Origin of the sequence: Microcystis sp. 49638_E5 (genome assembly GCF_021300285.1) — a bacterium.
Taxonomy (GTDB): Bacteria; Cyanobacteriota; Cyanobacteriia; order Cyanobacteriales; family Microcystaceae; genus Microcystis; species Microcystis aeruginosa_C.
The window spans coordinates 34,202-60,100 of sequence record NZ_JAJTDH010000016.1; the positions used below are offsets into that span (position 1 = coordinate 34,202).

General features: G+C 41.2%; 22 protein-coding genes and 1 pseudogene. 6 read left to right on the forward strand and 17 right to left on the reverse strand.

Going from position 1 to position 25,899, the window contains the following annotated elements; all coding sequences use genetic code 11:
• Positions 1-51: 51 nt before the first annotated feature.
• Genes LW728_RS07210 through LW728_RS07220 form a run of 3 tightly spaced genes read left to right on the forward strand, consistent with a single transcriptional unit; the run spans position 52 to position 1,898 of the window.
• Positions 52-918 carry a hypothetical protein gene (locus tag LW728_RS07210; RefSeq protein ID WP_287627255.1) on the forward strand — a complete coding sequence of 289 codons (867 nt, stop codon included), beginning with the start codon at positions 52-54 and terminating at the stop codon, positions 916-918.
• A 51-nt stretch (positions 919-969) separates the two neighbouring features.
• Positions 970-1,431 (forward strand): DUF6932 family protein, encoded by a 462-nt coding sequence (locus LW728_RS07215; RefSeq protein ID WP_287627254.1) that lies wholly within the window; start codon positions 970-972, stop codon positions 1,429-1,431.
• A complete protein-coding gene (locus LW728_RS07220) occupies positions 1,422-1,898 on the forward strand; it encodes a hypothetical protein (protein ID WP_012266783.1) in 477 nt (158 codons plus the stop codon). Before LW728_RS07215 ends, LW728_RS07220 begins: the two co-directional genes overlap by 10 nt.
• A gap of 5 nt (positions 1,899-1,903) precedes the next feature.
• Here LW728_RS07220 and LW728_RS07225 read toward each other — a convergent pair whose 3' ends face one another.
• The 12 genes from LW728_RS07225 to LW728_RS07280 form a co-directional block, all read right to left on the reverse strand.
• On the reverse strand, positions 1,904-3,916 hold the full coding sequence (locus tag LW728_RS07225; protein ID WP_287766008.1) for a hypothetical protein: 2,013 nt from the start codon (positions 3,914-3,916) through the stop codon (positions 1,904-1,906).
• Between the two features lie 334 nt (positions 3,917-4,250).
• On the reverse strand, positions 4,251-6,368 hold the full coding sequence (locus LW728_RS07230) for a protein kinase domain-containing protein (protein WP_287665718.1): 2,118 nt from the start codon (positions 6,366-6,368) through the stop codon (positions 4,251-4,253).
• Between the two features lie 26 nt (positions 6,369-6,394).
• The gene (locus tag LW728_RS07235) at positions 6,395-7,375 is read right to left on the reverse strand and encodes a hypothetical protein (RefSeq protein ID WP_149978947.1); all 981 of its coding nucleotides are present in this window, start codon (positions 7,373-7,375) and stop codon (positions 6,395-6,397) included.
• Positions 7,376-7,406: 31 nt separating this feature from the next.
• Positions 7,407-9,230, reverse strand: a complete 1,824-nt coding sequence (locus LW728_RS07240) for a protein phosphatase 2C domain-containing protein (RefSeq protein WP_287665725.1) — start codon at positions 9,228-9,230, stop codon at positions 7,407-7,409.
• Positions 9,231-9,294: 64 nt separating this feature from the next.
• Positions 9,295-9,858 carry an FHA domain-containing protein gene (locus LW728_RS07245; RefSeq protein ID WP_012266788.1) on the reverse strand — a complete coding sequence of 188 codons (564 nt, stop codon included), beginning with the start codon at positions 9,856-9,858 and terminating at the stop codon, positions 9,295-9,297.
• 88 nt (positions 9,859-9,946) lie between these two features.
• A complete protein-coding gene (locus LW728_RS07250) occupies positions 9,947-11,329 on the reverse strand; it encodes a vWA domain-containing protein (RefSeq protein ID WP_012266789.1) in 1,383 nt (460 codons plus the stop codon).
• Between the two features lie 23 nt (positions 11,330-11,352).
• Positions 11,353-11,745, reverse strand: a complete 393-nt coding sequence (locus LW728_RS07255; RefSeq protein ID WP_012266790.1) for a hypothetical protein — start codon at positions 11,743-11,745, stop codon at positions 11,353-11,355.
• 19 nt (positions 11,746-11,764) lie between these two features.
• Positions 11,765-13,939 carry a VWA domain-containing protein gene (locus LW728_RS07260; protein WP_287766011.1) on the reverse strand — a complete coding sequence of 725 codons (2,175 nt, stop codon included), beginning with the start codon at positions 13,937-13,939 and terminating at the stop codon, positions 11,765-11,767.
• A gap of 151 nt (positions 13,940-14,090) precedes the next feature.
• Entirely contained in the window at positions 14,091-16,244 is a 2,154-nt protein-coding gene (locus tag LW728_RS07265; RefSeq protein ID WP_287766014.1) for a dynamin family protein, read from the reverse strand.
• Positions 16,245-17,107: 863 nt separating this feature from the next.
• Positions 17,108-17,602, reverse strand: coding sequence for an ureidoglycolate lyase (locus tag LW728_RS07270; RefSeq protein WP_046661183.1), 495 nt, complete (start codon positions 17,600-17,602; stop codon positions 17,108-17,110).
• A gap of 5 nt (positions 17,603-17,607) precedes the next feature.
• Entirely contained in the window at positions 17,608-19,065 is a 1,458-nt protein-coding gene (locus LW728_RS07275; RefSeq protein ID WP_287766016.1) for an efflux RND transporter periplasmic adaptor subunit, read from the reverse strand.
• A 112-nt stretch (positions 19,066-19,177) separates the two neighbouring features.
• The gene (locus LW728_RS07280; RefSeq protein ID WP_002801328.1) at positions 19,178-19,780 is read right to left on the reverse strand and encodes a GUN4 domain-containing protein; all 603 of its coding nucleotides are present in this window, start codon (positions 19,778-19,780) and stop codon (positions 19,178-19,180) included.
• Between the two features lie 83 nt (positions 19,781-19,863).
• On the opposite strand from LW728_RS07280, the gene LW728_RS07285 reads away from it, so the two are divergent.
• Complete coding sequence (locus LW728_RS07285) at positions 19,864-20,844, forward strand: aspartate carbamoyltransferase catalytic subunit (protein WP_002801327.1); 981 nt, start codon at positions 19,864-19,866, stop codon at positions 20,842-20,844.
• Between the two features lie 23 nt (positions 20,845-20,867).
• Here the strand turns inward: LW728_RS07285 and LW728_RS07290 are convergent, their stop codons facing one another.
• The 3 genes from LW728_RS07290 to LW728_RS07300 form a co-directional block, all read right to left on the reverse strand.
• A complete protein-coding gene (locus tag LW728_RS07290) occupies positions 20,868-21,149 on the reverse strand; it encodes a hypothetical protein (RefSeq protein WP_287766018.1) in 282 nt (93 codons plus the stop codon).
• Positions 21,150-21,348: 199 nt separating this feature from the next.
• On the reverse strand, positions 21,349-21,825 hold the full coding sequence (gene ureE, locus LW728_RS07295; protein WP_287665004.1) for an urease accessory protein UreE: 477 nt from the start codon (positions 21,823-21,825) through the stop codon (positions 21,349-21,351).
• Positions 21,826-21,902: 77 nt separating this feature from the next.
• Entirely contained in the window at positions 21,903-22,388 is a 486-nt protein-coding gene (locus tag LW728_RS07300) for a DUF4168 domain-containing protein (protein WP_002801324.1), read from the reverse strand.
• Positions 22,389-22,937: 549 nt separating this feature from the next.
• Between LW728_RS07300 and hbs the strand changes: the two genes are divergently transcribed.
• Both hbs and cobD read left to right on the forward strand, forming a co-directional pair.
• Entirely contained in the window at positions 22,938-23,222 is a 285-nt protein-coding gene (gene hbs / locus LW728_RS07305; RefSeq protein ID WP_002801322.1) for a non-specific DNA-binding protein Hbs, read from the forward strand.
• Positions 23,223-23,277: 55 nt separating this feature from the next.
• On the forward strand, positions 23,278-24,357 hold the full coding sequence (gene cobD / locus LW728_RS07310; RefSeq protein WP_002801321.1) for a threonine-phosphate decarboxylase CobD: 1,080 nt from the start codon (positions 23,278-23,280) through the stop codon (positions 24,355-24,357).
• Positions 24,358-24,388: 31 nt separating this feature from the next.
• Here the strand turns inward: cobD and psbC are convergent, their stop codons facing one another.
• Complete coding sequence (psbC, locus tag LW728_RS07315) at positions 24,389-25,771, reverse strand: photosystem II reaction center protein CP43 (RefSeq protein ID WP_159250274.1); 1,383 nt, start codon at positions 25,769-25,771, stop codon at positions 24,389-24,391.
• Positions 25,755-25,899: pseudogene (locus tag LW728_RS07320) on the reverse strand (photosystem II protein D2); the annotation flags it as partial. The pseudogene LW728_RS07320 and the gene psbC, both read right to left, overlap by 17 nt.

Here is a 25,899-nt window from a genome sequence, read left to right on the forward strand (position 1 = left end):
GTTTAGATAAATTGTTCAAAATTTGATCTTATATCGATGCTAAAGTAAGCTATGCCAAACCAAAAAGATTTATCGGATATTCGCAATTATCTCTACGATCAAGCTGAAGTGAGATGGTGGTACAGCTTGTGGTTATCTTTATGCGCTCAAGTTTTAGCATTAATTGCGACAGTCAACAATAAATTGTGGCTTTTAGCTATTGCCGGTTTTCTTGCCTTAATCACTCCAATAGCAGTAGCATGGTTGCGAGAATGGGCTAATAACTTGACACAAAAAGCTGATAAATGTAGAAGAATGATTTTATATGCTGATAGTTTAGGAGAAGATATTCCCAGCCATGAGTTAGCTATGGTTAGAGCTTGGACAACAGGAATTAAATTGCAACAAGCTCCTTTTACTTCTCCTTATTATTCATCTTCTCTATCTAATAGTCCACAAAGATTAATGGATATTACAACAGAATCTGCTTACTTTACTGAGTTTTTAGCGGCAAAAACGGTCAATTATTTACTGGTATTTTTAGTTATTTCAATTTTAATTTTATCAGGAATTATTTATTTTGCAGACTTCGCAACCTCTACGGCTACAATTAGCCAAGAAAATCAAGATATGAGTGGGGTAAAGTGGGCAGTTAAGGCAGCATTAACAGCTATTTCTTTTATTCTATCTGGGGATATATTACTGCTTTGGAAAAAGTATTCAGATCTGAAATTATCTGCTCAAAGTACTTTTCAAAAATGCGCCGATCTTCGTTACGATAAATCCTTATCTATTTCTGAAGCTATGCAGGTTGTTGAGGACTATCATCTAGCGTTGATTCAGAGTCCACCGATTCCTCTAAAACTTTACCTAACTTACAGAGATCCCTTAAACCAATCTTATCAAGATAGTCATTCAATTAGTTCTAATCAACCCTAATTTTTCTTGGGCAATGCCCAGCTTGCTCACAAATTATCTAATATTAAAAACATGGGAATTCCTCCTTTTAATCAGCGCGGCTTTTTGCCGCCGGGAGAACATAAATTAGATAGCTGGGAAGAGCTTGTAGAAAGATTTGGAACCACTCGAAGAAGACAACGTCTTCTAGTCGGACTAAAAAGAGTATTGCTAAATCTTCAACAAGCAGGTTGCCAAAAAGTCTATCTTGATGGTAGTTTTGTGACTAAAAAGCGAAAACCCAATGATTATGATGGTTTTTGGGAAAGTGAGAAAGTAAATCCAGAAAAGCTTGATAGTATCCTGCTGGATACTTCCTTAGAAGGATGTCGAGAGCAAAAGAAAAAGTATGGAGGAGAATTATTAACCGCAGATACGAGAGCCGTAAATGGTCAAACGATTTATGGTTATTATACAATAGATGTAGAAAGAGGAATTACTAAAGGTATTGTTTGCGTTGAGTTACAGTTAGTGGATTTACAGCTATGGTTTTGAACGAAAAGGGATATGAACTTAGAAAAGCTCAAGCTCAAGAGTTTGAGAAAGCAATAGTAGAATTTTCTGACTATGCAATTCAACATCCTGAAATCGATTCAAGAATTTTGAAAGCAAGGGAAAATTCTTTACGGACTTTGTTAGCGAGAATCAACACAGAACTGGCAGAATATGAAGATAAACAGCTAGAAAGTTTAGCTTTGGCTGCTAAAAATTATCCAAAAATTAGTCAGCAAAGATATAAAAGCTTAACGAAATTAACTAATAAAATTCAAGAATCTAATCAAGTACAAAATCAAAATATATATAGTTCTTCCCTGGATATTTCTGGAATAGCATGGCAGCAAACCTTGAAGCAAGTATTTGACAAAATCGACCAATATAATCCTAATAAAGAAACGGTATCGCAGTGGTTTTTATCGCTGTTCAAGCTTCAATATCGTAAGCTGGAAAAAGAGTCTTTATAGGTTTATTATTCATACTGACAAGACTCAGTATATAAATCTGCAAACTTTGATTCTTTTATGTTATTTATCGATGTGTCCTGGGGATTTTTAAGCTTTTTTACCTCTAAAAGAGTATTTTCAGGAATACCAATTCCCAAATTCTGATTAGGCAAATTAGGACTACCTAAATCAATTCCAATTAAGCAGCCATATTGATTGATAATAGAATTTCCATCCGCTTTTGGTTTAATTGTACCATCGAAGCTGTCGTAGAAAAATTTATAAGTTTGATTTTGTTGCATTGGATTTAGATCGGTAATTTTACTATCAATTAAATTGAGATTTGAACGAGAGTCTTCTGGAGACTGTCGAGCGGCCATATAAACTTTTTCTTCTAATGCAGCCTTAGCTTTGCTCAGTTGAGCGATTTTGTATGTTTTATTGCTGTTAAAAGTCATTATAGCTAAGTGCTGACTCACCTCTGTAATAGGTCTGTAGTTTCTGAAATCTTTTGGTCCTTGATTAGTTGATATAACAATTTGACGATTTTCTATGTTTTCTAATGATTTTGCGGTGGTTAGAATATAATAAGTTGTATCTTGTTGAGAATGAGATTTTTCTGCTTTCTTGTCATAAGCAAAAATAATACCCGCAAAAAAACTAGAGCTATTTGTTTTGGGGTCATAAACCTTAATAGTTACTGTACTTTCTTGTAATACATTTTCTACTTCAGCTTTTGACGGAGGAAATATTTTATTAATCTGTCCAGGAATATTAATCAATCTATTCTTGCTCAAAGTAGAAATTATCCAAACAAAAACTAGACATATCAATAAACAAGACAAAAAACCTGAGCAATATAGAAATAGATTCTTTTTGAAGCGAGATTCTTTATTATTAGGCCATGTCCAAGGAGTTTTGTTGAGATTTTGTAAAAGAGCAACGACTGAAGCAGAACTTCGCCATTCATTGCTATATTCTATTTCTAAATGTTCTTGAGCTTCTTTGACAGCTAAAGGTAAAAAGTTACAACGAACTAATTTGAGCAAAAAGTTAGTCAAAAATTCTGGAGAAAAAGAATCAAATATAGTCTCTCTCATGGCAATGACTTGAGGAATATCAGAAGATTTTATTAACTCCTTTGCTAAGGGGAGAGAATTACAATAGTTTAAAATAACAAGTTTTAAAGTTTTTATTTTGCTGACACGATAACAGAATTGTTTAAACGTCAGAAATTCTGTATCACTAATCCGTATCTTTTGTTCTGAATTATCATCTGATCCATGGCCAAGCAAGTAAATAATATCAAATTTATGTTGAGATTCTGGATCGAGCCAATGAGTTAGATCAGTCCCTGTAGTCTCTGTAGAAGGGTACAATCTTAAATCAAGTTCAAGAACATGGCATATTGAAGTAAACTTTTGCCATGCTGCTGTATCTTGTTTGGGGTCTAAATTCCTTGTATCCCCTGAGATAACCAAAACTTCTAGTGACTTATTAGGTAGTTGAACGTAAGCTGCTTGAGAAATTTTTCTTTGATTTTTTATGGCAAATACCAGGGGGATTTTTTGATAATTTGGGTCTTTCATTAATTCCCAATTATGCCAAAATAGTTGAGATATAAATTCATCTTCACTCTGTATAACAAAGACGACGCTACAATTATCACCTGTTATAAATTTCTCAAGTTTACTGACAAAGTTTTTCTCAATTTTGGCTCGAAAAGAAATATCTCTTAACCATTCATCTAACTTTTTATCTAAATTTTCCAAAGCAGAATTTAGTTCTTTTCTCCAACTATCTCGTCCCGAATTAGAACTCTCATCTCTATTGTATATTTTTTTCCACTCTTTATATTTATTATTAAGGTCTGAATGATCGCCTAGATCATGTTTACAGGTTTTACCAAGAAAAAGATTATACAATCTCTGAACAAAGAATAACCGGAGCAATGGGTGAGTTGATAAATATTTTATTTGTAGAGAACATTGAATTTTATCATTGCTCGGTTCTAAATTGAGAATAACGTATTTAATCATGGTTCAAATTAATTAGCTAAACTCGAAAACTACTAACATAAAAAAACAATAACCTAGAAATCCCTGCGTCAATGCTTTTGGCAAAATCCTGTCAGGAAAAACTAAAAATCCCAAATAAACAGGACAATAGATAATCTCCTTCAGCTTACTAAGCTGAAAATCAGGCACAGAAGTAGGCCAATTTCCTGAAAATGAGCTACGAATAACAATCAACGAAGTCGTGGCGGTTAGGGAAGTAGAAAAATAGCTCTTGGGAGGAAACTGTAAAACAGTTTTTTTGCGACTATAGCAGGTTAACTTCGTCAAAGCAAGTCAATTTTACATTTCTTAGCCTTTAAACGTCAGCCTCTGTTAAAGCTTGAGCGAGCATTCTGGATAGATGGGATTTATCTTGTTGATTGTAGAGAGTAATGGCTTGACGATAGTAGGATAAGAGTTCGCGGGCATATTGGATTTGTCCATCGGCAGTTTTTAGATTAAGTAATACCCAGCCTAAATTGTGGTAGGCTTCAGGGTAGTCAGGTTTGAGTTGAATCGCCTGCTCCAGATGAGTTTTCGCTTGTTTCCATTGTCCCAATTGAGCGAGTAATGTTCCTAGTCGATAGGCAATAAAAGGCTCCTCACCATTGTTCTGTAGGTAAGCTTGATAAATTTGAAGGGCTTCCGAGGGATTGTTGAGATGCTCATGACTAATAGCCGTATTGATAAGCACCCAGGGGGCTGCGTTGGGGTGACGACTAGCTTGTTGAAAGCAAGGAAGAGCCTGACTCCATAACCCTTGTTGAGCTTGTTTCCAACCTTTGAAACCCCAAGCAAAGGGATGGTCTTGAATTTGAGTCAGACAGTCTTGAATGCGCCGGTCTAAATCTTGGCTTTGTTGGCTAGTGGTGGCTTTGTCAAGAGCGGCAAGCAGGTAGGGATAAACCCAATATTGAATTTGTTGATTCTTTTGGGAGGGGTTTTGTTTGGATTTAGTAATTGCTTTACTAGCAGCACCAATAGTGGCTTTAAATTGATTTTGATTGAAGGTAATCCAAGCTTGAATTCCGAGAGCAAAGAGATTGTTACTATCAAGTTTTAGGGCTGTGTTGATAGCGGATTCCGCTTCTTGCCAATGACCAATTTTACCGAATGACCAGGCTAAATTCACTTGTATCCAAAGAGCTTGAGGTGAAAGTTTAGCCCCTTTTTGTAGTTGTTGTACGGCGGATTCCCAGTTATTTTGATGGCAATATACCAAGCCTAAAACTCCGTACCCTCTACCATCATTAGGGTTTAGTTGAATTGCTTTTTGGGCAGCAATTTCAGCTTGAGTATCATTAAGATGGATTTGCAATAACGCTTGTTCAACAGCAGCTGCACCATTATTGGGTTCGTTGCTTAAACATTTCTCGTAACTTTGAACTGCTTCGACAAGTTTTCCTTGTTTAACTAACTCTCTTGCTTTTTTTTGTAAAGGAGAAACAAATTGACCTTTGAGCGCATCAATCAGTTCGTCAGCAGTTTGGAAACGATCCTCAACATTAATTCTCATTCCAGTTAGGATAACAGTTTCCATTAAATTAGAAATATCTGGATTGAGTTGTCGGGGTGGAATGAGAGGATCTGATGAACGTTGCTGCAATAATGCACTAGCTCTATCCGGTGCTTCAATTGGTAATTGTCCGGTTAAAAGTTCATAGATTGAAGCACAAAAAGCATAAAAATCCGTGGCAGGAAAACGTTTACTCCTTTGACTATATTGTTCATAAGGAGCATAACCCGGGGTTAAGGTTCTGGTCATGTCTCCTGTTTGACCGGCGATAAATTCTCTCGCCGCACCAAAGTCAATTAAAATCGCTTTATCTTGAGGATCAATTAAAATATTGTCAGGTTTAATATCCCGGTGTAAAAAATTATTATTGTGGACGGTTTTTAAGGCATCAGCAATTTGCATAAAATAGCGTTTAACTCGCTCTTCAGTTAGCTTTTTTTCTTGGGTCAGGATTTTAAAAAGAGATTTTCCCGCAATAAATTCCATGACAATATAAACTGTATCGTTTTCGTCAAACCAATCATAAATTTTAGGGATATTGGCATGATGACATTTTTGTTGATGGCTGGCTTCTAGCTTAAATTTACTGGTTTGTTGTCGTTTTATTTGAGGAGAAATAGAGGCAGGCCAAATAACTTGATTCCCTTGTCTAGCGGATTTTTCTGGCCAAAGTTCTTTGATAGCCACAGGAGCATTATTCGCTCGATAAATTCCTTTATAGGTAATGCCAAATCCCCCTTCACCCAAAACTTGTTCGATCTGATATTGTCCCTGTTTGAGTAAAGTTCCGATGCTGAGATGATGGAGTGATGTGGTAGTTTTGTTAGGGGATACAGGGGTGAGATTAAAACCACAACTAATACATTGTTGTGTTCCATCGGGATTATCAGTTAGACAGCTTGGACAGAGGATAGACATATTTTTATTGTCTTTGAGACTTATAATTATTGTTGGTTAGGGAAGTTACTCTCATCATTTTCTCTTGCTTCTCTATTTTGAGATTTTTGTTCATCTTCTGGTTGTATACCATGTAAATAATGATCGACTTTATCAACGATAATCTCTCCTTTTTCAAATTTAAAAAGAATTGAACTAGAACTTTTTGACCAAATAGTCTCAAAGTGTTCCGAAATTTCTTTGATAATATCAATATGTAAAATCTCAAAGGCAGGATATTCAAAACCTGCCGAATTTAAACAGTAAATCCAGATCAGTTCTAATTGTTTGCTTGAAAAATAACAAAAGGGTGAGAAAACATCTTTGTGCAGACGAACTTCTAGAGAACCTTGCAATACTTTCCCTGGCAATTCTCTAGATAGCTCCTTTAATAAAGGTGAGAGATTGTTGACTAGGTTTTGTCTATCTCTGTTAAATTTAACATTATTCAAACAATCTAAAAGTAGGGAGTCTGGATGGAGAGTGAGAATTTTAAATTGACAATTATTTTGTAATTTTTCGACAATTACTTTTTTGCCAATCTCATCATCATTCAGAATTCTCACGGTTTCTGATAAGCAAAGCATTTTTATTTGCTCATGGGCATCAAGTTGTCTTAAATTACTTCTAACCATTTCTCTATGAATAGCTACTTTAGGATGAACTGCTTTTAGATATTTAGTAGCTTCGCTCGACTGAAATATTGTTTGTATCTCTTCCAGCATCTCGTTGCGAAAGGCTAATTCAATAGATGATAAAGTAAATGCTAAAACAAAAATAGAAGCATAAAATTCAACACATATAGGGGATATCACACAAGCCCAACTGTTATCCTTGCCACTTTTTTCACACTCTTTATTAAGAATCACCATATCTATTAGCAATAAAATAACAGCGATTGTAGATAGAGAAATGATCAAATTTCTAACTTTTTTACCCAGAGGATAAAAATATTTTAACACTGAAACATTCAAGTTTTTTTGAGACATATTTACACCTCATTGATTGATTAAATATTGTTTAGTTGCCAGAAGTCATAAAACATTGCATAGCTAAAAGCGTTGCATTATCGGTTGCTCCTTGATTAATAACTCTTTGAATGGTTTGATCAACTGCCATTTGTAAAGATTTAAATTGACTAAAAATTTCCGCCAGTTCCTGAGTCGGTACTAAATCCCAAACCCCGTCAGAACAGAGAAGTAAAATATCTTCATTTTCTAAAGTCATTGATAAATTGCTATTGGTGCGACTTAAATTCTGCACATAGCCTTCACTTAAATGTTTTTTTGAACCGATAGATTTGAGTAAGACATTTCGATCTGGATGGGTTAAACTTTCCTCTTCTGTTATTTCACCGTTAGCCACTAACATAGCTACCAGTGAATGATCTTCACTTAGTTGTTTAATTTTTCCTTGTCGTATTAAATAAATTCGACTATCTCCCACATGGGCTATCATTAAGCTATCATTGATCGCTAATACAGCACTTAAAGTTGTTCCGCCATTACGAACAGTATCAGCAATAGATATGTTGGCTTTTTGAAATAAATTAAGTAGCCATTTATTACGCTGTTCTCCTGTTTTAAATTCTGGAGGAAGGGAGTCTTGTAATATAGTTTTAACAGCAATTTGACTAGCTACTTCTCCTTGGGCCATTCCTCCCATACCGTCAGCTACAACGCCTAAAATAAGGGTTTCTGAATTACTGAGGTGTTGTTGTCTTACACCGTAGTTATCTTCATTCTGTAAGCGTTCTGTTGAAAGTCCAACGGTTGAATAACTGGCAATATTCCACTGCACTTTCAGACTCCGCAGTGAATGGCGAGTTTCGATTAATAAGCTGAGAAATTGAGCCAGGGGAAAGCGTTCTTCTGGAAGAGAGGACAAGGCAATTTTCAGCAGTTGATAAAGACGCGGAATCGGAGCAATTTCTAAACTAATAATCTGGTCAGATTGAGGTAATTTTTTATGGGTAGTTTGATACAATAAAGCGGCGATAGTATAACTGCTCATTGATTCATTGATCGAGCGACTTGCCGCAAGTTCAGGAGCGCAATAATCTCCGATAACACCAGAAGTTAGGCTTTCTTCAATTGAGTAAGCGCAGGTTAAGTCAAAGATTTTGAGGGGTTTGTCTATTTCTATAAACTGGGGAAGCAGGTTGATTAAATACCAGTTTTGTTTAGCTATATAAGAAAATAACTGACAAATTTGAATCACTAACGTTAGTGCTTCTTCTTGAGAATGTTCTTCTTTTAGCCAAGCTTCTAAAGTCAAGTTTTCTTGAGGAAATCGCGTTAACAGAAGAAGTTTTTCTGGTTTCGTCTCGTTTTCGACTGCTGTTTCTGGGTAGTATTCTTCTTCTAAATAGTCTGTTTCTGCGGACTGATTTTCTCCAGAATCATCATCTTTTGTTGAAGTAATATTGACAAATTCAGAATCTTCCGAGACTATTTGTTCAGTGGCAATATCTTCATTTTGTTTTTCATCTACCTCCTGGGATTTTTCCTTGATTGATAGGGGATTAATAATAGCTGAATCTACTTGAATATCAGCGATAAGTGGAGCGATCAAGCTGTAGTTTTGAAGAATTTTTCTCAGTTGCAGTTCCCGATCGAGACTACTATTAAGAGAGCCGACACGCAAAAGTCCCAATTGAGAAGATGTTTCGCCCTTTTCCCCATCGAGATCGGCAATGGGTTGAAACTTGACTTTGAAGTAATAAACATCTGCGGTTAATAACCCTAGATAGGCGATAATTTCTATCTGATAATCTGCCATAGAAAAAGATTCTTTTTCTTGAATAAGCAGGGGGGAGAAGTTTTCTGTCGATGGTGAAGTCATGAGAGGCAGCCATTAAAACTTTAGTCGAACACAATCGGGGTGGGGCTAACCACCCCAAGAAATGTTAAGGAGTTTGGAAAAGAAAGCGAATTTTAGCGATCGCAATCTCATCACCAGAACTGAGAGGGGTCGGAGCAGTTATTCTGGCGTTAAAGCGAGTTTGACCGATGGGTTTAATAAAAACCCCATTCAGAGAACCGAGGTCTTTAATTTTCCAAGTTCCTCCATCGGGATAAATTTCCGCATGGTTGCGGGAAACGGTTTCGTTATCGGGGAATTTTTCTAAGTCCACATCCACAGGTCCGGTGTCCGAGTCAAAGATGCCAATCAAGGTAAAACCATCAATGAAAAATTCAGCAACCGGGGCGTTAGGGTGCTTGGCAATCAGTCGGGCCGTTGTTGTTATTGCTGGAGTAATCGGTTGGGGCAGCGGTTCTGGTGTGAGTGTTATCGTCTCGGCAATCGGTTGGGGAATTGGCATGGGTGTGGGTTCTGGGATGGGATCGGGGATGACAGGTGTGGGAGGTGTAGGTGGTGTCGATGGGGTCAATTCTGCACCACAAGCATCACAGTATTCTGCTCCCTGGGGGTTTTGATCGTAGCCACAAACTTTGCAAACAATAGCCATTGGTTTTTCTCCTTTTTGAGGGATATAAGAGGAATTAATTAGATTGAAATTAATCTTACTGTTGCCTGACTCGGTGCCAGAAGTCTGCTCAAGTACCGGTTAGTTTCCGAATAGTTTCTTCCGAGAGATCGTCGTTGAGGTCATCGCCCATCTTGACAGTTTTTCCTCTCGATCCCATTTTCACGGTTTTGCGGGTTCCAGAGGAAATCTGACGAGTTTTTCGCAATTCTTCAATCCCTTCATTGAGAGATTCGAGCATAGCATCATTGCCAATTTGAACTGTGATACGACGGGCAGTTTCCAGGAGTTTTTCAGCTTGTTGGGGGTTACTCTCTGCCATGCGGGTTGCGTCGTCAACTAATTGGGAAATATTGCGTTGTTGAACGTATCCCATAACTTCTTGATCGACCTGCGCTGTCCCCCCCTGTCCAGGCACAAACTGGACAACAACGTTCTGCGGTAGTAATTCCCCCCGTCGGTTTAAGCCAGGAATGTCATAAGTCAAGCCCAGTTGAGCCAGACGAATTTTTGAACTAGGACGACTATCGATAGCAAATTCTAAGATAAATATGGTTTCATCCTTTGCTTTGGCGGCACCAATGGGATAGGGAGCTTGATTTAAGGAAAATTCTGCCAAATCGGGATAAACACGGGTAAGGCGCAGCAGTTTGACTCCCTGAACAGTTTTTAAGCTCAGGACAAGATTGTTAATTACTTCTTGCTGGGCTTGCTGATAGTCTGCCAGTAGAAGGTTAGGAAGATCGGTAATAGAAACATCGTTACCACTAGCCGTTCCTGGAACAATGTGACGGCAATGCCCTCCCGTCTTGCCGCTTATGTCTGTGAGCAAGTTTTCGTTAAACTCGCCCACACCCAGGGCCGTAATCGAAATCCCTTGACTGGCAAATTGTTGGGCTAAGTTTTGGCAATCATCTTCATCAAAGGTGTCGCCATCGGTAAAAATCATGGTATGGCGGCTAGTCATGCTTTGATTAGCTAGGAGAGCAAGGGCTTGATTAATGCCTCTCCCCATACAAGTTCCACCGCTAAAATTTCGCAGTTTTGCGATCGCATCTTCCAGTTGACGGGTTTGGGTAACTGGTGTTAAGCCAATCAGAGTAGAGGCTTGATCGTCAAATTGGATCAGAGCAATCCGATCTTCCGGGGTGAAGCGTCCTGAATTAATCAGGGTGCGAAGCGACTCAATAACCATGTCGATTTTGGCAATGCCGCCCACCACTCTCGTGTATTCCTTCCCATCTTGCATATAAGTTTCACCGGTGGGTTGAAAATCGCCGGCCACAATTTCGTACATCGAGCCACTGGTGTCAATTAGAAAGACAAAGGTAGTAGAAGGACGGGTTTGAGCGACTTCTTGGGTTGGTCGCAACTTCAGCATAATAAACAGTCGCTGATCTGGAGTATCGGCCGGTAAAAATTCTCGATGGGGGGTAATAGATACGTTAAGCATTAAAATTTCCTTCAGAGAATAGGTTAAGTGTTGAAAATGTCTTCTAAAGGGGGAAACATTCCCTCCATGGGTTCTATAGCCCCTAAATCGGGGGTAAAAACAGGGGGTAACTCTTGATTTCCTTCGTCTTGGATGTTTTCAAGGTTCGACTCGCTCAGTAGGGGTAAATCTAGGGTCAGGACAGTTTCTCGATAGCCTTCTCGGATATCTTCGACCCAAGCGGCGATAATTTGATTGAGACGGTGATCGTTGATAGAGCATGAGCTTCTTGCTTGAAAATGTTTTCGGATTGCTTGGCGAATTTCCTTGGTGAAGATAGTTTCAGGATTATTTTCCTGATCGGCGGTTAGATCTAGAGGATAATCATATCTTTCTGGCGAATTTTTCAGGTTAAGAAAGAATTTATAGACTACCATTTGGGCAACCAAAATAAGATTAATGAGTTGATATTATTCGATTGGACGGTTCGGGCGATGTTTTTACCTCCAGCGTAATCTGTCCAAATTTCCGGCGATCACCATCCTTTAATTGATGCTCTAGTTTTTTCATCCCCTTGGCTTGTCCATAGGACGAGTTATACTGCATGATAATGTTTTCCCCTTTTTGAAAAACCTGAGCCGTGATCGGGGTATAACCCTGTTTTTTGGGTAAGTAAATATTGGCTTCCGAGGAACTGCCCAAAATGATCGGGCGAGAGCCTAGTAAAAATTCTCGTTGTTCCGTAGGACTCCAATGCACGATCAGTTTAGCTTGTCGAGTCAGCAGTTCCAAAAGAGCGATCATCATGCCAATACAAAAACCCAAAATCGCTGAACCCGCTAAACGTCCGGCGATCTCATTACTCGCTCCAGCTTGCAAAACAAAACCCATTCCTCCCATCGCGCCACCGAGAAACCCGCCCAATACCGCCCTGCCGATTTTCAGATTGGGGACAAAACGAGCCATGCCGCCGCCAAGCATTGTCCCTAAAATCGTCCAACCCAGAAGTGGCCCCCCTGGGGCAAGGGTGGGAATGCTTTGAATGAGAAAACGAGAGACAAGGAGTCCTGAGCTACCGGCAACCAATCCAGCAACGATTCCCCCCACTGTACCGATGCTTGTCTCGCCCAGGGAAAGAAGGCGGCGACGACGTTGATAGAGGTTCTGCCCGACAATTAACGCTAAAGAAGCACCCACAGACAGGATAGCCGTCCAGCCACCCGTCCGCAAGGCATCATAGATAAATCTAAATTGAGGGGTTTGCAGTTGATTTTTAGGAAGAGATTGGCTCAGTAAAGTGTATAAAATTCCTTGATTTTGCTTTTGTTCTCCGATCAGCTGCGAATCATAGATGAGTTTTGCCGCAGATTGAAAGGCTTGGTCAAATTCTCCGGAATTAGCATAGAAGACTTTTTTATCTTCTCCCGTCAGTTGAGTCAGAAAGTTTTGATCGGCATCTCCTGTTCCGACGGCAATAATATTGATTTTTTGGCTCAGAGCAGTTTGACCGATGTTTAGGGTCGCCTCTACAATCGGTTGGCGATCTTCTTCTTTCAGGGTTGTTTCAGCGATGGCTTTACCGATGGTGGGGAGTACACTTTCAAATCCTTGTCGTCCTGCGGCGGTTTCACCGAGTAAGAAGGTTTCTCCAGGTGCGGAGAGTTGCAGTTGTTCAAAAGTAGCGCGATCATCAGGTTGAATGACTAAGTGCAGTTGAGCAATTTGATTTTCCTTTAAAACATTAGTGGTTGCTTCTAAAGAAGGAATTTCTCGATCGGGTATTAAAGGAGGAGCATCAGTAATCAGCAGTATGACTTTGGTTGCATGGGAACGGAAAGGCTGACGGGCAGCTAATGCCAGAGCATCTAAGCTACTTTCTGGCGGATCATTGCCGTTAACCTGTTGAATGCTGCCGATTTGCTCACTAAAGCGATCGCTATCAGGGGTAAATACAGAACCATCAAAATTGAGAATTTGCGGCTCTTCGCCAAATAAGCGATCGCCAAAAGCGATTAGGCCTATTTGAGCATCAAGTTTCCGTTTTTTGAGTTCTTGGGCAAAGTTTTGGATGCCTTGTTGTACTCCGGCGATCTCCTCATTCATACTGCTAGTAACGTCGAGAACAATCATAATATCAATTTGTTCTGGAGAAGGAGCCGGGGCGGGTTGTCCATCTGTAAACAGCAAGATATGACGATCGGAGCTGCTAGACTCTAGTTGCTCAATCGCCGTTGCCAGTCCTAAATCCATTCTTGTCCCCCCACCATCAGATAAATTGTCAATGGCTTGATTGAGGGTGGCTAAATCGGAGGTTAGTCCTGTGCCAATTTGAACCTGACTGCCGAAACCAACCACCGCGAAGCGATTAACCGAGGGGTCCTGTCGCTCGATAAAGGCTTTAGCGGCATTTTTCGCCTCTTGTAATTTATTGTCATCGTTCATGCTGCCGGAGGTATCAATCAACATTACGACAGATTGAGGATTCTGTTCGACAATCGGCGGACGTTCAGTCACCGTGAGAAAAACCTCTCCTAGTGCGATCGCCGCTACCAGACATCCTCCCGCACCACATAATCCAAAAATTAGGAGTTTTCTGAGATTTCGCCTGATCTGGCCGAATAAGTTCTGCATTTTAATTTCGGGGGACTATATTATCTATTCGCCAGAAGACCTGTGATTTATGCCAAAGCTGTCACAAAAGTACACAAAAAAAGGCATTGCTGAATAAACAGTCAATTAGCGAGTAAATTGTTCAACCTCTACAGGGATTTGTGTTTCTAAACTACCCAGTAATTGAGCTTTTTAAAGTAATCAGTTTTTCGTAACTATTGGTAATCGTAGTTTGCTTAGTAACTTCAGAAGCAATAGCCTCATCAAGTTCGGTAGTTTGGGCAATTTGACTGGATATTTTACCTTGGCAATCTTTAAATAGTTCCAGTAACTTTTCTTCCAAATATTCTGCATGATTTTTCAGGCTATAGCAAATATTTGGGTTCAACTCTTTGATAGTTTCTCTAATGTATTCTATCAGTTTATTTTCGTACCTTTCTATGGCTTGCTTTAAGCGCTCAGAAAATGTCTGACCACTACAGTCTTTGAGACTCTCTCCAATCTCATGAAGCTTGTCTCCATACTGAGAAAATAAAGCGTCAGACAGACCACTTAATCTCATTAAAATATCCCGTTCACAAAGGCTATCTTCTAGTTTTTTAGACACTTCTTCGGGTAAATAACTTAGGTTGATGGTTTGTAAATCACTGAGAAGTGTACTTAATCGCTCGGTAAAAGCAATATAGACTACCGACATTAATCTTTTTTTCATCAATGAATTCAGTTCTATTTTTTTCTTCATAAAATCGGGAAAATTATACATCTGTTCCTTATTGATATCTTCTCCTGTGTACAGATAATTTTTAAGTTCTTTTTCATCTATTTGTACTATTTTTTGATGCAATTCTTGGATTATTTCATTCGTATCAGACTCCTGCCAAAATTGACCATCTTCGTGCGTGCGAATTTGTTTGGCAAATTCTTTAACTTTTTCCTTCAACTGATCTATAAACAACTGAGATTGTGAAATAACAGCATCCCATTTTTCCCTCTCTTGAGGATTGGAGATTTGACCATATTGATGATAGGGTTCTTTCAACAATCGCTCTAATTTACAGATAATCTCCAGAAGTTCTTTTCTCGCATCTGCAATAAACTCATCTTTTGCCTCTTTATTCAAATATTTATATAGAGATTCAAGGAATTGAGAAAAGGGAACAATATCCGGATGATTAAGGAGCAAGTCTTTAGCTTGATCCTTAGAAGGCTCGTTTTCTAAGCCAATTGTTTTTATCAAAGTTTCAAGATGTCCTGGTAATTTTTTACTTTGGTCAATTGTTCCTTGAGCAATTGTCTTTAACAATAAATAGTTAAGGGCAGAAGTCTGAAAATTTCGCTCTTCCTTAATGATAAAATGATAGTCGCCAACCCGTTGATTAAAGCTATTAATAGCTTCTTTTTTTTGAGTCTTATTCGGTATATCCCATTGATTAATCACCCAAAATGCCCTTTGAATAATCGTTGGATTCTTCTTATTGATTTCAGCTAAAAATTCTATTTCTTCCCCTTGAAGAACTTTGAAAGGGTTGATACAAACGACAAAAGCTTTTGCTTTTTCTTTGATGTAGTCTTGAGTAAATTCTTTATGGCGTTTATTGTCCACCCCTAGTCCTGGTAAATCAACCAATACAATGCCGTCCGCAATATTCAAATTTTCTACAAACACTTCAATTTTATCAACATAAATTGCTCCTTCATAGCCTTCTACATAGTTGCCAAGTTCTGATAGTTGAATTTCTTTTCTTCCTTGATAATTGGAATTTGGATTTGTCAAATTTCTTACAAGCAATCTACTTTTGCCTAAAGCTTGTTGATCGATAGAACTTCCAGTTTCTGTTTCATATTGTTTAATGGCTTCCTCAATGCTTTGAAAGTGTCTTCCCAGAGGTTCATGAGATTCATTTGACAAATTTTTACCAATTTTGTGACCAATTTCAGTTATAAAACTATCGTAAAGTATCCTTTGCGCTTTGTCATCCATAAAGTAAATAAAGGCTTGATCTTTTTCTCCTTTTTTAACAATAGTGGGAAATGCAGTGGTTGATTTATTGGCTTCAGGGAGAATTTCTCGTCCTAAAATTCCATTAATTATTGTTGATTTTCCCGCCGAATAAGAACCGAGAAAAGCGACATGAAATTCTGTTTGTTTCAACTTACTAATCCAGTCTTTTCGTTTTTCAATTGAGGATTTCTCCGTGTCTTTAATAGGTAGATAAGGAAAAACACTCTCATAAATAGCGAAGTACTCCTGAAACTGTTGAATAGTGGATTGAATTTTTTGAGAATTATCCGGAATTTGTTGTGAGTGGTTATTCTGCATGATCATAATGTCAGTCCTCGAAATGATTAATTATTGTCTTGGAGTCATCAAAACTGTGGTATTGAGATACAAAGTTTATCCGATAGATGAGGTGGGTTTTTGTGACTGAAATCCTTACTTCGGCAAGGTTTAATCTATACTTCACCTTTACGAGAAACGCTGTAAACTTCACTCAGTGAGATCTCTGTCACCAGACATCCTGCTGCGCCAAATAATCCAAAGATTAGCGGTTTTTTGCGGTTTCGCCTTAGCTGTCTCAATAAGTTCTGCATTTTGGTTTTGGAGGTGTATATTATATTTTCGTTAGAAGACCTGTGATTTATGCAGAAGTGTTAAAAATTCCGATAGGAATAACTTATCAGTCATTCTGACTTTTCCCGTTATCTTTTTAGTTGAGCGATCCTTTGATTTCCCCCTATCTCGAAGTCCTCTTCTCTCGTCGCTTATTGTCATTAAGACTAGCTTATTGAAAATTGTGGAGAGCTTGAAACCCTTATTATAGTCATTTCAATTAAGATTGAGAATATCAATCCCAGAGTTCCTAAGGATTTTGTCGGTCTAGACTGTATCATACTTATCTAAAATGACTATATGTCATCGTTTTCAGACTTAGCGGAAAAAGTAAGATCGGTCATTGACTTGGCATCGACAAATAGTGCCAATTCAAAGTAGTATCTGGAATTTTCTAGTTAACCTTTTAGGGGGTATCATTGCTTACACTTATCATCCTATTAAGCCTTCTCTGGATTTAGAGGCAAAAAGCTTACCTGCTCTACCTTCTGCCCTTTTTTAACTTTATCAAACTCACATTTTCCCCCTGTCAGCTTTCGCCGATATTCAGCACAACCTAGGTAAAAAAATTAATTTTTTCAATCAACAATCTCAAATTCTATTGACTGCTCTTGGGCAAAATTATAGGTAAAATGATCGACAATATTAGTATCGCTCAATTCAAGATTATAAAAATCGATCGCTGGTTGATCAAAAAGTGGGCCAGCGTGCCAAGTTCCCACCTCTAATTTAATAAAACAGTCCCCGGGGATGCGAAAAACCTTTAATTTTTCTAAATCCGGTTGAGGATGAGGACTAGGGGGGGCCACTCCTAAAAACCACTCTTGTCCCCCCAAAGAACCAAGACATTGGGTACATTGACTATGACGAGTAATTCGCTTAAATTTACGTCCGCGAGTCTGTAAACGCATAATATAAAAACGTGGCACACCGTTTTTTAAATGCAGTTGTGCATCGCTTTCATCAAACAGTTTCCCGTCATGGCTAGGGGTTATTAATTGACCGTAGGGACGGAAACTCTCGGCTGTAATTAGTTGCGCTGACAGGGGACGAACGGTAATCGAATTACTCATAAAAATTACTGCTGACTAACAGTTATAGCTGTACCATCTCGGAGAGAAAGAATATTATTAATAGCAATTCTTTCCCCGGCATTTACTCCAGAAATAACCTGATAAGCTTGCCCTTGAATTGTGCCGACTTGAATTGGTTTTTGTCTGACCACTAAACGCTCCTTGGCATTTTCTTGACCTTCTTTAGCCTTTTCTTTTTCCGCCACAAAAACAAAATTTTGCGCTCCGATGCTAGTCACTGCCGTGGTGGGAACTAATACCCCCGGTTTTTGATCCCAAATTAACCGCGTCCGCACATATTGGTTATTGCGAAGACTGCCATCATTAGTAAAGGCAAATTTCACTAAAACCGATTGGGTAGCTTGGGAAACGGTGGGGGAAATAAAAGTTACTTGACCGCGAACCCCGGCGCTGCCATCGGGATTAATAATTTCTACAGGCAACCCGACGCGCAGACGCGGTTGTAATTCCACGGGAATCTGCACATTTAGTTCCAAAGTTTTATTGTTAGTCAACGAGGTTAATTCTTCACCCAGGGAGATAATATCGCCGACTTTTCTTTGATTAAAATCGCCGACAAAACCATCAATCGGGGCGGTAATGGTGTTAAAAACTAAATTCTGACGCGTCGCCCCTAATTGCCCCTCGGCGCTGGCTACTGCCGCTTGACGACTGTTCACTGTTGCCGCCGCCGCCGCCACCTGTTGCCGTGAGGCTAATTCGTTTTGAATGGCGATATTTAATGCTTCTTGGTTTGCCTGTAGGGTAGCTCTAGCCGCCGTCACCTGTTGACGGGCCGCATCACGATTTTTAGACCGGGCCTCTACTTCCGCCCTGGCGGCCTGAATGTCGCGGCGGCGATCATCTAAGTCCTGTTGGGGCTGTGCGCCTTGTTTAACCAGAAATTCGGCTCTTGTTAGGTTTTTTTCCGCTAAATCTAAATTAGCTCTCGCTCTCTGTAAATCGGCTTCGGCGGCGCTCAAGGTGGCGATCTGACTTTTAACATTGGCTTCGGCATTGGCCACATTTGCCCGATTCTGGGCAATTTGGGCTTTATTTGCCCTCGCTTGTGCTTGTCTTTGCCTTAAATCCGCCTCAGAAGCATTGAGGTTCGCTTTGGCCGAATTTACCTGGCCGATACTGGCGTTTACCTGTTGCTGTTGTTGTTCGGGATCCAATTCGGCGATTTTTTGTCCCTGAGTTACCTGATCGCCAGATTTAACGAAAATAGACCGAATTCGACCGGTAATCTGAGGGGAGACGCTAACACGCTCTTGGGCGATCAAAGTACCCACAAATTCGCTACTTTGCACTAATTTGTCGGTGCCGAGGGTTTGCAGTTTGACGGGAACAGCCGCCGGTCCAGTGGCCTGGGGGGTTTGGGGGGCGCAACCAGCGACAATTAGGGAAACGGCGATCGACGAACCGATCGCTCTCGATACGTTAACGGATCGTTTAATCATTGTTAAATTTACGGGTTTTTAGCGGAAAAAGTGCTAGGAAATCGGAAAAGGAAGAGGAAGATGAGGAGAGAAGCTTTTCCTTAAATTTTATTCTACAGAATTGATCGCGTGATCACTGTTTGCTTTGCCCTAAGCTAACAATATTACAGGTAACTAATCTTTGGGCGAGGGTGGTGTATTCTAGGCGACCACCGGCGATCTGATATTCGTCCCGGGGCGCCGGCAGATGACCGACGGGAGCATTGAGGGTATAGTTAAGATTTTCTTTAAAAATAATCCAATCACCACCTTTACGCCAACCGATGCGATCGCCAAAAGTTTGAAAATTTTCGATCGCCACTAAGCGCCCCGGTCGATTACCCGTCTCGATAAAAATGCGAAATTGGGTACTGAAACTAAAACGACCCCCGGAAGCTTCTTTCCAGAGTTGATCCATCTTTTGCAGATCCCAACAGGCCAATTTTTGCAGGTCTTCCATGGTAAACCAGCCCTGTAATTCCCGTCCGGTTGCTTTCAGGATTAAATTACGGGTTTCATCGTTAGCTTGTCGCCAATTTTGTTGAGCGAGGAAATTTTGCAGGCGAGTGTAATTAATGCCCGTGGTCGGTGATACCATTTCCCCAGAGGTGGCAGTCTGGGCAACGATCGCCGGCAAGGGATTGAGAAATAAAGCGATCGCGAGAGTGACCTGACACAAGGAAAAATTAATTCTCATAAACCCTATTTATTAACTTGATGCAAAGAAATCCTACAATAGCATAGACGAAATTTGCCGTTTTTACCGCCTCCTCAACTCCTATGGCTTTCACTTGGATCCGACATCACATTTTGGGATTGCAAGACTGGCAACCGGAAGAATACCAAACCCTGCTACAAACGGCCTCTAGTTTTCGTGAAGTTCTTTCCCGACGCACCAAGAAAGTGCCGGCCCTACAGGGACAAGTGGTGACGAATCTTTTTTTTGAACCTTCCACCCGCACCCGTAGTAGTTTTGAACTAGCGGCGAAACGTCTTTCGGCCGATGTTCTCAATTTTGCCCCGGGTAGTTCCAGTTTGACTAAGGGGGAAACGATTCTCGATACCGCTTTAACCTATGTGGCCATGGGTACGGATATCTTTGTCATCCGACATCAACAGTCGGGGGTTCCCGATTTAATTGCCGCAGAAATGGATCGTTTACAGTCGGGGGTCAGTATTCTTAATGCTGGGGACGGTCAACACGAACACCCCTCCCAGGGACTTTTAGACCTGTTTACGATCTGTTGTCTGTTAGATCAGGAAAATCCCCGTTTAGAACTGTTAGAGGGTAAAAAAATCGCTATTGTCGGGGATATACTCCATTCTCGTGTCGCTCGTTCCAATATCTGGAGTTTAACCACGGCTGGGGCGGAAGTACATTTGTCCGCACCCCCTACCCTGCTGCCGAAATATTTTGGGGAATTGTGCGATCGCCTATTTCTCCACTGGGATTTAGAACCAGCTTTAGAAAAGGCCGATTTTGTGATGACCCTGCGACTGCAAAAAGAACGCATGACTGCCAATCTTTTGCCCAGTTTACGCGAATATCATCAAAGTTTTGGCATTACTCGTCCTCGTTTGCAATCCTGTCAACCGGGGGTGAAGGTACTTCATCCGGGTCCTGTGAATCGGGGAGTGGAAATTAGTTCCGATTTAATGGATGATCCCGATTTTAGTCTGATTTCCCAACAAGTTACCAGTGGTGTCGCTGTCAGAATGGCTTTATTATACCTCATTGGTAATCTTCGCGGCGACCGGTAAAAGCTTCTCAGGGATTTGCTCTTTTAGTCTGGTTTCATTGAAACAATCCTAAAGTTTCTATCAAGGTAAATATCATACTTTCTTCCTCCCTCACACACAGCATCTTCTGCTTCAAACTGGTTAGTCTCAACATCAAATTTCATCGCTTTAGGATTTCTACAGCCCTGTTTTAGCAAAGCATCGGTCAACCGTGATTTTTCTTCTGCGGTCAAAGCCCGGTAATCACTACTATTAGCTTGACCCCCATAGATTGACATTCCTATAATGCTAAGAGATAGTAAGCTTATGATCGATTTGGTCTTCATTTTTTCAACTTCCTGAATACAATAAAAACATCATTCTAAGAGTTTTAATCCCTAAGTTTTCGCTAATTAGTTCGGCACGATTACCGGTTAACTTTATGTTAGGAAAAGCATACCTATTTTGCAATAAGTATAAATACTCAAGCTACCCAGAGGGCTTTTCTAGGAACTGCGACCGATACCGGATTCCGTTCTCTTTAAACTATCCCTTTTTTGCCTCTTCCAGGTCATGATAATGCTGATAAGCGCCGATTTCGGGGTTAAAAGGGGCGATTTCTTCATTTACAGTTAATCCCAAACCTTCTAACATTGCTTGTAGGACAGAATCGGGGGCCAGACGGAGATAATCAGGATTAATTTCTAGGGCTACATGACGATTACCGAGGTGATAGGCTGCTTTGAGGAGTAAATCGGTTGAAGGGGCGGTAATAGTGATAACTGGTTCGGGTTTAGCGATAATTTGAATAATTTCGCCGTTTTCTCCCCGCAGGAAATCGCGATCCTGTAGAATGGTGCCGCGGGGTAAACGAAAACAGAGGGAAAAACCTTCGGGACTGTCGAGACGATAACGGCTGCGGGTGCGTTCTTCGGCCGTAAGTAGGAGGCTAAAAACCACCGTTTCTGGGGGAGGTGGACTAGCGGTATGACGGGGGGGTAAGCGCTCGGTAAAAGTTAACATGGTAGTGGTCAATGGGAAAAAATATTCTTAATTGTAGCCCTGACTCCAGCTTGACCGGAAAAACTGAGGAACTTTTTCTATTTATTCTCCCGTTGCAGACGAATCATCTCATTTTGCACCCGTCGTCTCAAGTTATCATCGCTGCGAATCCGGTTAGTAATGGCGTTAAACTGAGCGGCAGTCAGACCACTATCTTGGACAATCTTTTTTGAGTTATTACAATAATCTACGGCAATTCTTTGGGCATTAGCTGGAAGATTATTAAAGCTTTCCCGTTGGTTACAGGTAATTGCCGGGGGACTTTTCCCTAAAATTTGCGAAATTGCCTGATAAGCTTGTTTTCTTTGGGTTTCGATCAACAAAACTGCGGTTGCATAACGTTTAATTTGGTCAGCAGTAAAATCTTGAGTATAAGCGGAAGACCGGAAACTAACTATCTCCGTAGTCCAAGAAAATTCGGGGATCAGACCGCCAAGAATGGCGATTACTGCCAAAAAAGTCACGATAAAAGAACGTCTTAAGCTTTGACCTAGATCGGCTAGGGGATAGCAGTAAATCACCATGCGAGTTTGTCGCTGAATAGATAATGATAGCAAACTTTCCAGTTAAATCCTGCTTTTTTGAATATTTTTAACGATCATAAGTTCCAATTCTAGCGAATATCTCCTGGGACTGAACCTTAATTTTTGGGCAGAAATTGCTTTGGTAAACTTTTTTAACGTTTTTGGGGGCAAAATTAGTCAAAAATCTTGGAGAGAACCAATGAACGATTTTTGGGAAGTTAGGATGCCTATCGCTTTTAGAGAATATTTATCGGCAATTTAGCAAGCTAATCTCTTTTTATTAGCTTATATCGCTGTTAATCTCTCGCTTATTCCCCTTTGTCTCTCCTCTTGGTGGGTAATCGGGGGGAAATCTAGATAAATTAAAGGTTTCAGCGATTCCGATCGAGACAATTCCCGCTTAGAATAATGCAGTGGAATATATAGCCAATGAGGATTTGAGGCATTATTTAGTGATCTCGATCCTGGCGAGTCCTCAACAGGGGAACCATAATAAACTACTGACAACCACCCTAAACTCAGAAAAACCGCAAAAAAAGGAGTTAGCGCATGAATAAAGGTGAATTAATCGATCAAATCGCTCTCAAAGCCTCTGTGACCAAAAAACAAGCAGATGCTGTTCTCACTGCCGCCATCGAAACCATTATCGAAGCGGTTTCTGAGGGGGACAAAGTAACCCTAGTAGGATTCGGTTCCTTCGAGGCCCGGGAACGTCAGGCCAGGGAGGGACGCAACCCGAAAACCGGCGATAAGATGGATATTCCGGCCACTCGCGTCCCGGCTTTCTCGGCGGGTAAACTGTTTAAAGACAGAGTGGCCCCGCATAAGGAATAATTACTGTTGAGTTTCGTTCTCGCGTAGCGAGCGCAAAGCGTTCGCTGTAAGTCTTTTGCTTAGACCTAAACATGGTGGTAATCTTGACTGGGCGGCCGCCATTGCCGGCTGTCCGGTTTCCTCTATTCTCGATTTTTCTGCCAGTATCAACCCCCTCGGTCCGCCAGAAAGCGCCCTAACCGCTATTAAAAGCCATTTAACCAGTCTGACTCGTTATCCTGACCCAGGGTATTGGCAGTTGCGCTCTGCCCTCGGCCAATGGCACAATATAGGGCCAGATTGGATTCTCCCCGGCAATGGTGCGGCTGAGTTATTAACCTGGGCCGGTCGGGAATTGGCCTCATTTGATAGTGTTTATGTACTAACACCCGCTTTTAACGATTACGAACGGGCCTTAAAAAGTTTTGGTGGAAAAATCTGCCAACATTCCCTAGATTTAACCAGTTTAAAGCCGGTTAATCCCGAAAAACAAGGCTTATTACTCAATAATCCCCACAATCCCACGGGGAAACTCTGGACGGTGGCGGCCATTCGTCCCTATCTATCGCAATTTGGTTTGGTGGTAGTGGATGAGGCTTTTATGGATTTTTTACCCCCGCCACAACAGGAGAGTTTAATATCTCTCTTGCCGGAATATCCCAATCTCGTGATTTTGCGTTCCCTAACTAAATTTTACAGTCTCCCCGGTTTACGTCTAGGATATGTCCTCGCCCATCCCGATCGCCTGTTACAATGGCAAAAATGGCGCGATCCTTGGTCGGTGAATAATTTGGCTGTGGTTGCCGCTATTGCGGGAATTGAAGATAGGGATTTTCAAAAACAAACTTGGGACTGGTTAACGGCGGCCCGCGAGGATTTATGGCAGGGATTAGCTAATTTTCCGCAATTACAGCCCCAAACCAGTGCCGCTAACTTCCTCTTAGTACAATCTCAATCTTCCTGTTTACCCCTACAGGAAGCTTTATTAAAATATCATCGAATTTTCATCCGCGATTGTCTCAGTTTCCCCGAATTGGGTAGCAATTATTTTCGGGTAGCTGTCCGTTTACCGGCAGAAAATCAACGATTATTATCGGCTTTAGAGAGTGTTTTAGCTGCGTCTGATATTAACCACAAAAAAGCTCCCGCCAACTAGACGGGAGCCTCTACCATCGAACTAAGGGAAATTAGTCGAGGTCGGGCATTGCCAATGCGGGTTCAGTCTCGCGGTCAATTCCTTTCTCGAAACCGGCGGCGGCGGCGCGAGCGCGTCCAGCGTGCCAGAGGTGTCCAATCAGGAAGAAGAAAGCGAGGGTGAAGTGAGAGGTAGCCAACCAAGCGCGAGGAGACACATAGTTAAACGAGTTAACGTCAGTGATAACCCCACCCACAGAGTTCAAGGAACCTAAAGGAGCGTGGGTCATGTATTCAGCCGCGCGGCGGACTTGCCAGGGTTGTACGTCATTTCTGATTTTGTCGAGGTCTAAACCGTTAGGACCGCGGAGGGGTTCTAACCAGGGACCGCGGAAATCCCAGAAACGCATGGTTTCACCACCGAAGATGATTTCGCCAGTGGGAGAGCGCATCAGGTATTTACCTAGACCGGTAGGGCCTTGGGCAGAAGCGACGTTAGCGCCTAAGCGTTGGTCACGGACCAAGAAGGTGAAAGCTTGAGCTTGAGAAGCTTCCATACCGGTCGGACCGTAGAATTCACTGGGATAGGCGGTGTTGTTAAACCAAACGTAAACGGCGGCGATAAAGCCCATCATGGAAAGAGCGCCCAAGCTGTAGGACAGATAGGCTTCTCCAGACCAGATGAAAGCGCGACGCGCCCAAGCAAAGGGTTTGGTGAGAATGTGCCAGATACCGCCACCGATACAGATTAAGCCAATCCAGATGTGACCGCCGATGATATCTTCCATGTTGTTGACGCTGATAATCCAGCCTTCGCCACCGAAGGGAGCTTTGGTCAGATAACCAAAGATAACTGCGGGGTTGAGGGTAGGATTGGTGATGATGCGGACATCACCGCCACCGGGGGCCCAGGTATCATAGACACCGCCAAAGAACATGGCTTTAAATACCAACAACAGCGCACCACAACCCAAGAGAATCAGGTGATAACCGATGATGTTGGTCATTTGGTTTTTATCTTTCCAGTCGTAACCGAAGAAATTAGAGTATTCCTCTAGGGTTTCCGGTCCGCGGATAGCGTGGTAGATACCACCAAAACCGAGTACAGCCGAAGAAATTAAGTGCAGAACACCAGCGACGAAGTAGGGGAAGGTATCGACTACTTCACCACCAGGACCGACCCCAAAACCGAGGGTAGCTAAGTGGGGAAGCAGGATTAAACCCTGTTCGTACATCGGTTTTTCGGGGATAAAGTGGGCGGTTTCAAACAGGGTCATCGCCCCGGCCCAGAAAACGATTAAACCAGCGTGAGCGACGTGAGCGCCGAGCAGTTTACCGGAGAGGTTGATAAGACGAGCGTTACCAGACCACCAAGCGAAGCCGGTGGAACTTTGGTCACGACCACTAGCGGTAGGGATATTAGAGAGCGTTACCACGCGGGAGAACCTCCTCAGGGAAGATAAAGTTTTCGTGGGGTTGGTCTTGGGGAGCCATCCAAGCTCTCAGACCTTCGTTAAGCAGAATATTTTTAGTGTAGAAGGTTTCAAATTCCGGGTCTTCCGCC

Coding starts and splice junctions, on each gene's coding strand:
- LW728_RS07210 (WP_287627255.1), top strand. CDS start 52: ATGCCAAACCAAAAAGATTTATCGGATATTCGCAATTATCTCTACGAT.
- LW728_RS07215 (WP_287627254.1), top strand. CDS start 970: ATGGGAATTCCTCCTTTTAATCAGCGCGGCTTTTTGCCGCCGGGAGAA.
- LW728_RS07220 (WP_012266783.1), top strand. CDS start 1,422: ATGGTTTTGAACGAAAAGGGATATGAACTTAGAAAAGCTCAAGCTCAA.
- LW728_RS07225 (WP_287766008.1), bottom strand. CDS start 3,916: ATGATTAAATACGTTATTCTCAATTTAGAACCGAGCAATGATAAAATT.
- LW728_RS07230 (WP_287665718.1), bottom strand. CDS start 6,368: ATGTCTATCCTCTGTCCAAGCTGTCTAACTGATAATCCCGATGGAACA.
- LW728_RS07235 (WP_149978947.1), bottom strand. CDS start 7,375: ATGTCTCAAAAAAACTTGAATGTTTCAGTGTTAAAATATTTTTATCCT.
- LW728_RS07240 (WP_287665725.1), bottom strand. CDS start 9,230: ATGACTTCACCATCGACAGAAAACTTCTCCCCCCTGCTTATTCAAGAA.
- LW728_RS07245 (WP_012266788.1), bottom strand. CDS start 9,858: ATGGCTATTGTTTGCAAAGTTTGTGGCTACGATCAAAACCCCCAGGGA.
- LW728_RS07250 (WP_012266789.1), bottom strand. CDS start 11,329: ATGCTTAACGTATCTATTACCCCCCATCGAGAATTTTTACCGGCCGAT.
- LW728_RS07255 (WP_012266790.1), bottom strand. CDS start 11,745: ATGGTAGTCTATAAATTCTTTCTTAACCTGAAAAATTCGCCAGAAAGA.
- LW728_RS07260 (WP_287766011.1), bottom strand. CDS start 13,939: ATGCAGAACTTATTCGGCCAGATCAGGCGAAATCTCAGAAAACTCCTA.
- LW728_RS07265 (WP_287766014.1), bottom strand. CDS start 16,244: ATGATCATGCAGAATAACCACTCACAACAAATTCCGGATAATTCTCAA.
- LW728_RS07270 (WP_046661183.1), bottom strand. CDS start 17,602: ATGAGTAATTCGATTACCGTTCGTCCCCTGTCAGCGCAACTAATTACA.
- LW728_RS07275 (WP_287766016.1), bottom strand. CDS start 19,065: ATGATTAAACGATCCGTTAACGTATCGAGAGCGATCGGTTCGTCGATC.
- LW728_RS07280 (WP_002801328.1), bottom strand. CDS start 19,780: ATGAGAATTAATTTTTCCTTGTGTCAGGTCACTCTCGCGATCGCTTTA.
- LW728_RS07285 (WP_002801327.1), top strand. CDS start 19,864: ATGGCTTTCACTTGGATCCGACATCACATTTTGGGATTGCAAGACTGG.
- LW728_RS07290 (WP_287766018.1), bottom strand. CDS start 21,149: ATGAAGACCAAATCGATCATAAGCTTACTATCTCTTAGCATTATAGGA.
- ureE (WP_287665004.1), bottom strand. CDS start 21,825: ATGTTAACTTTTACCGAGCGCTTACCCCCCCGTCATACCGCTAGTCCA.
- LW728_RS07300 (WP_002801324.1), bottom strand. CDS start 22,388: ATGGTGATTTACTGCTATCCCCTAGCCGATCTAGGTCAAAGCTTAAGA.
- hbs (WP_002801322.1), top strand. CDS start 22,938: ATGAATAAAGGTGAATTAATCGATCAAATCGCTCTCAAAGCCTCTGTG.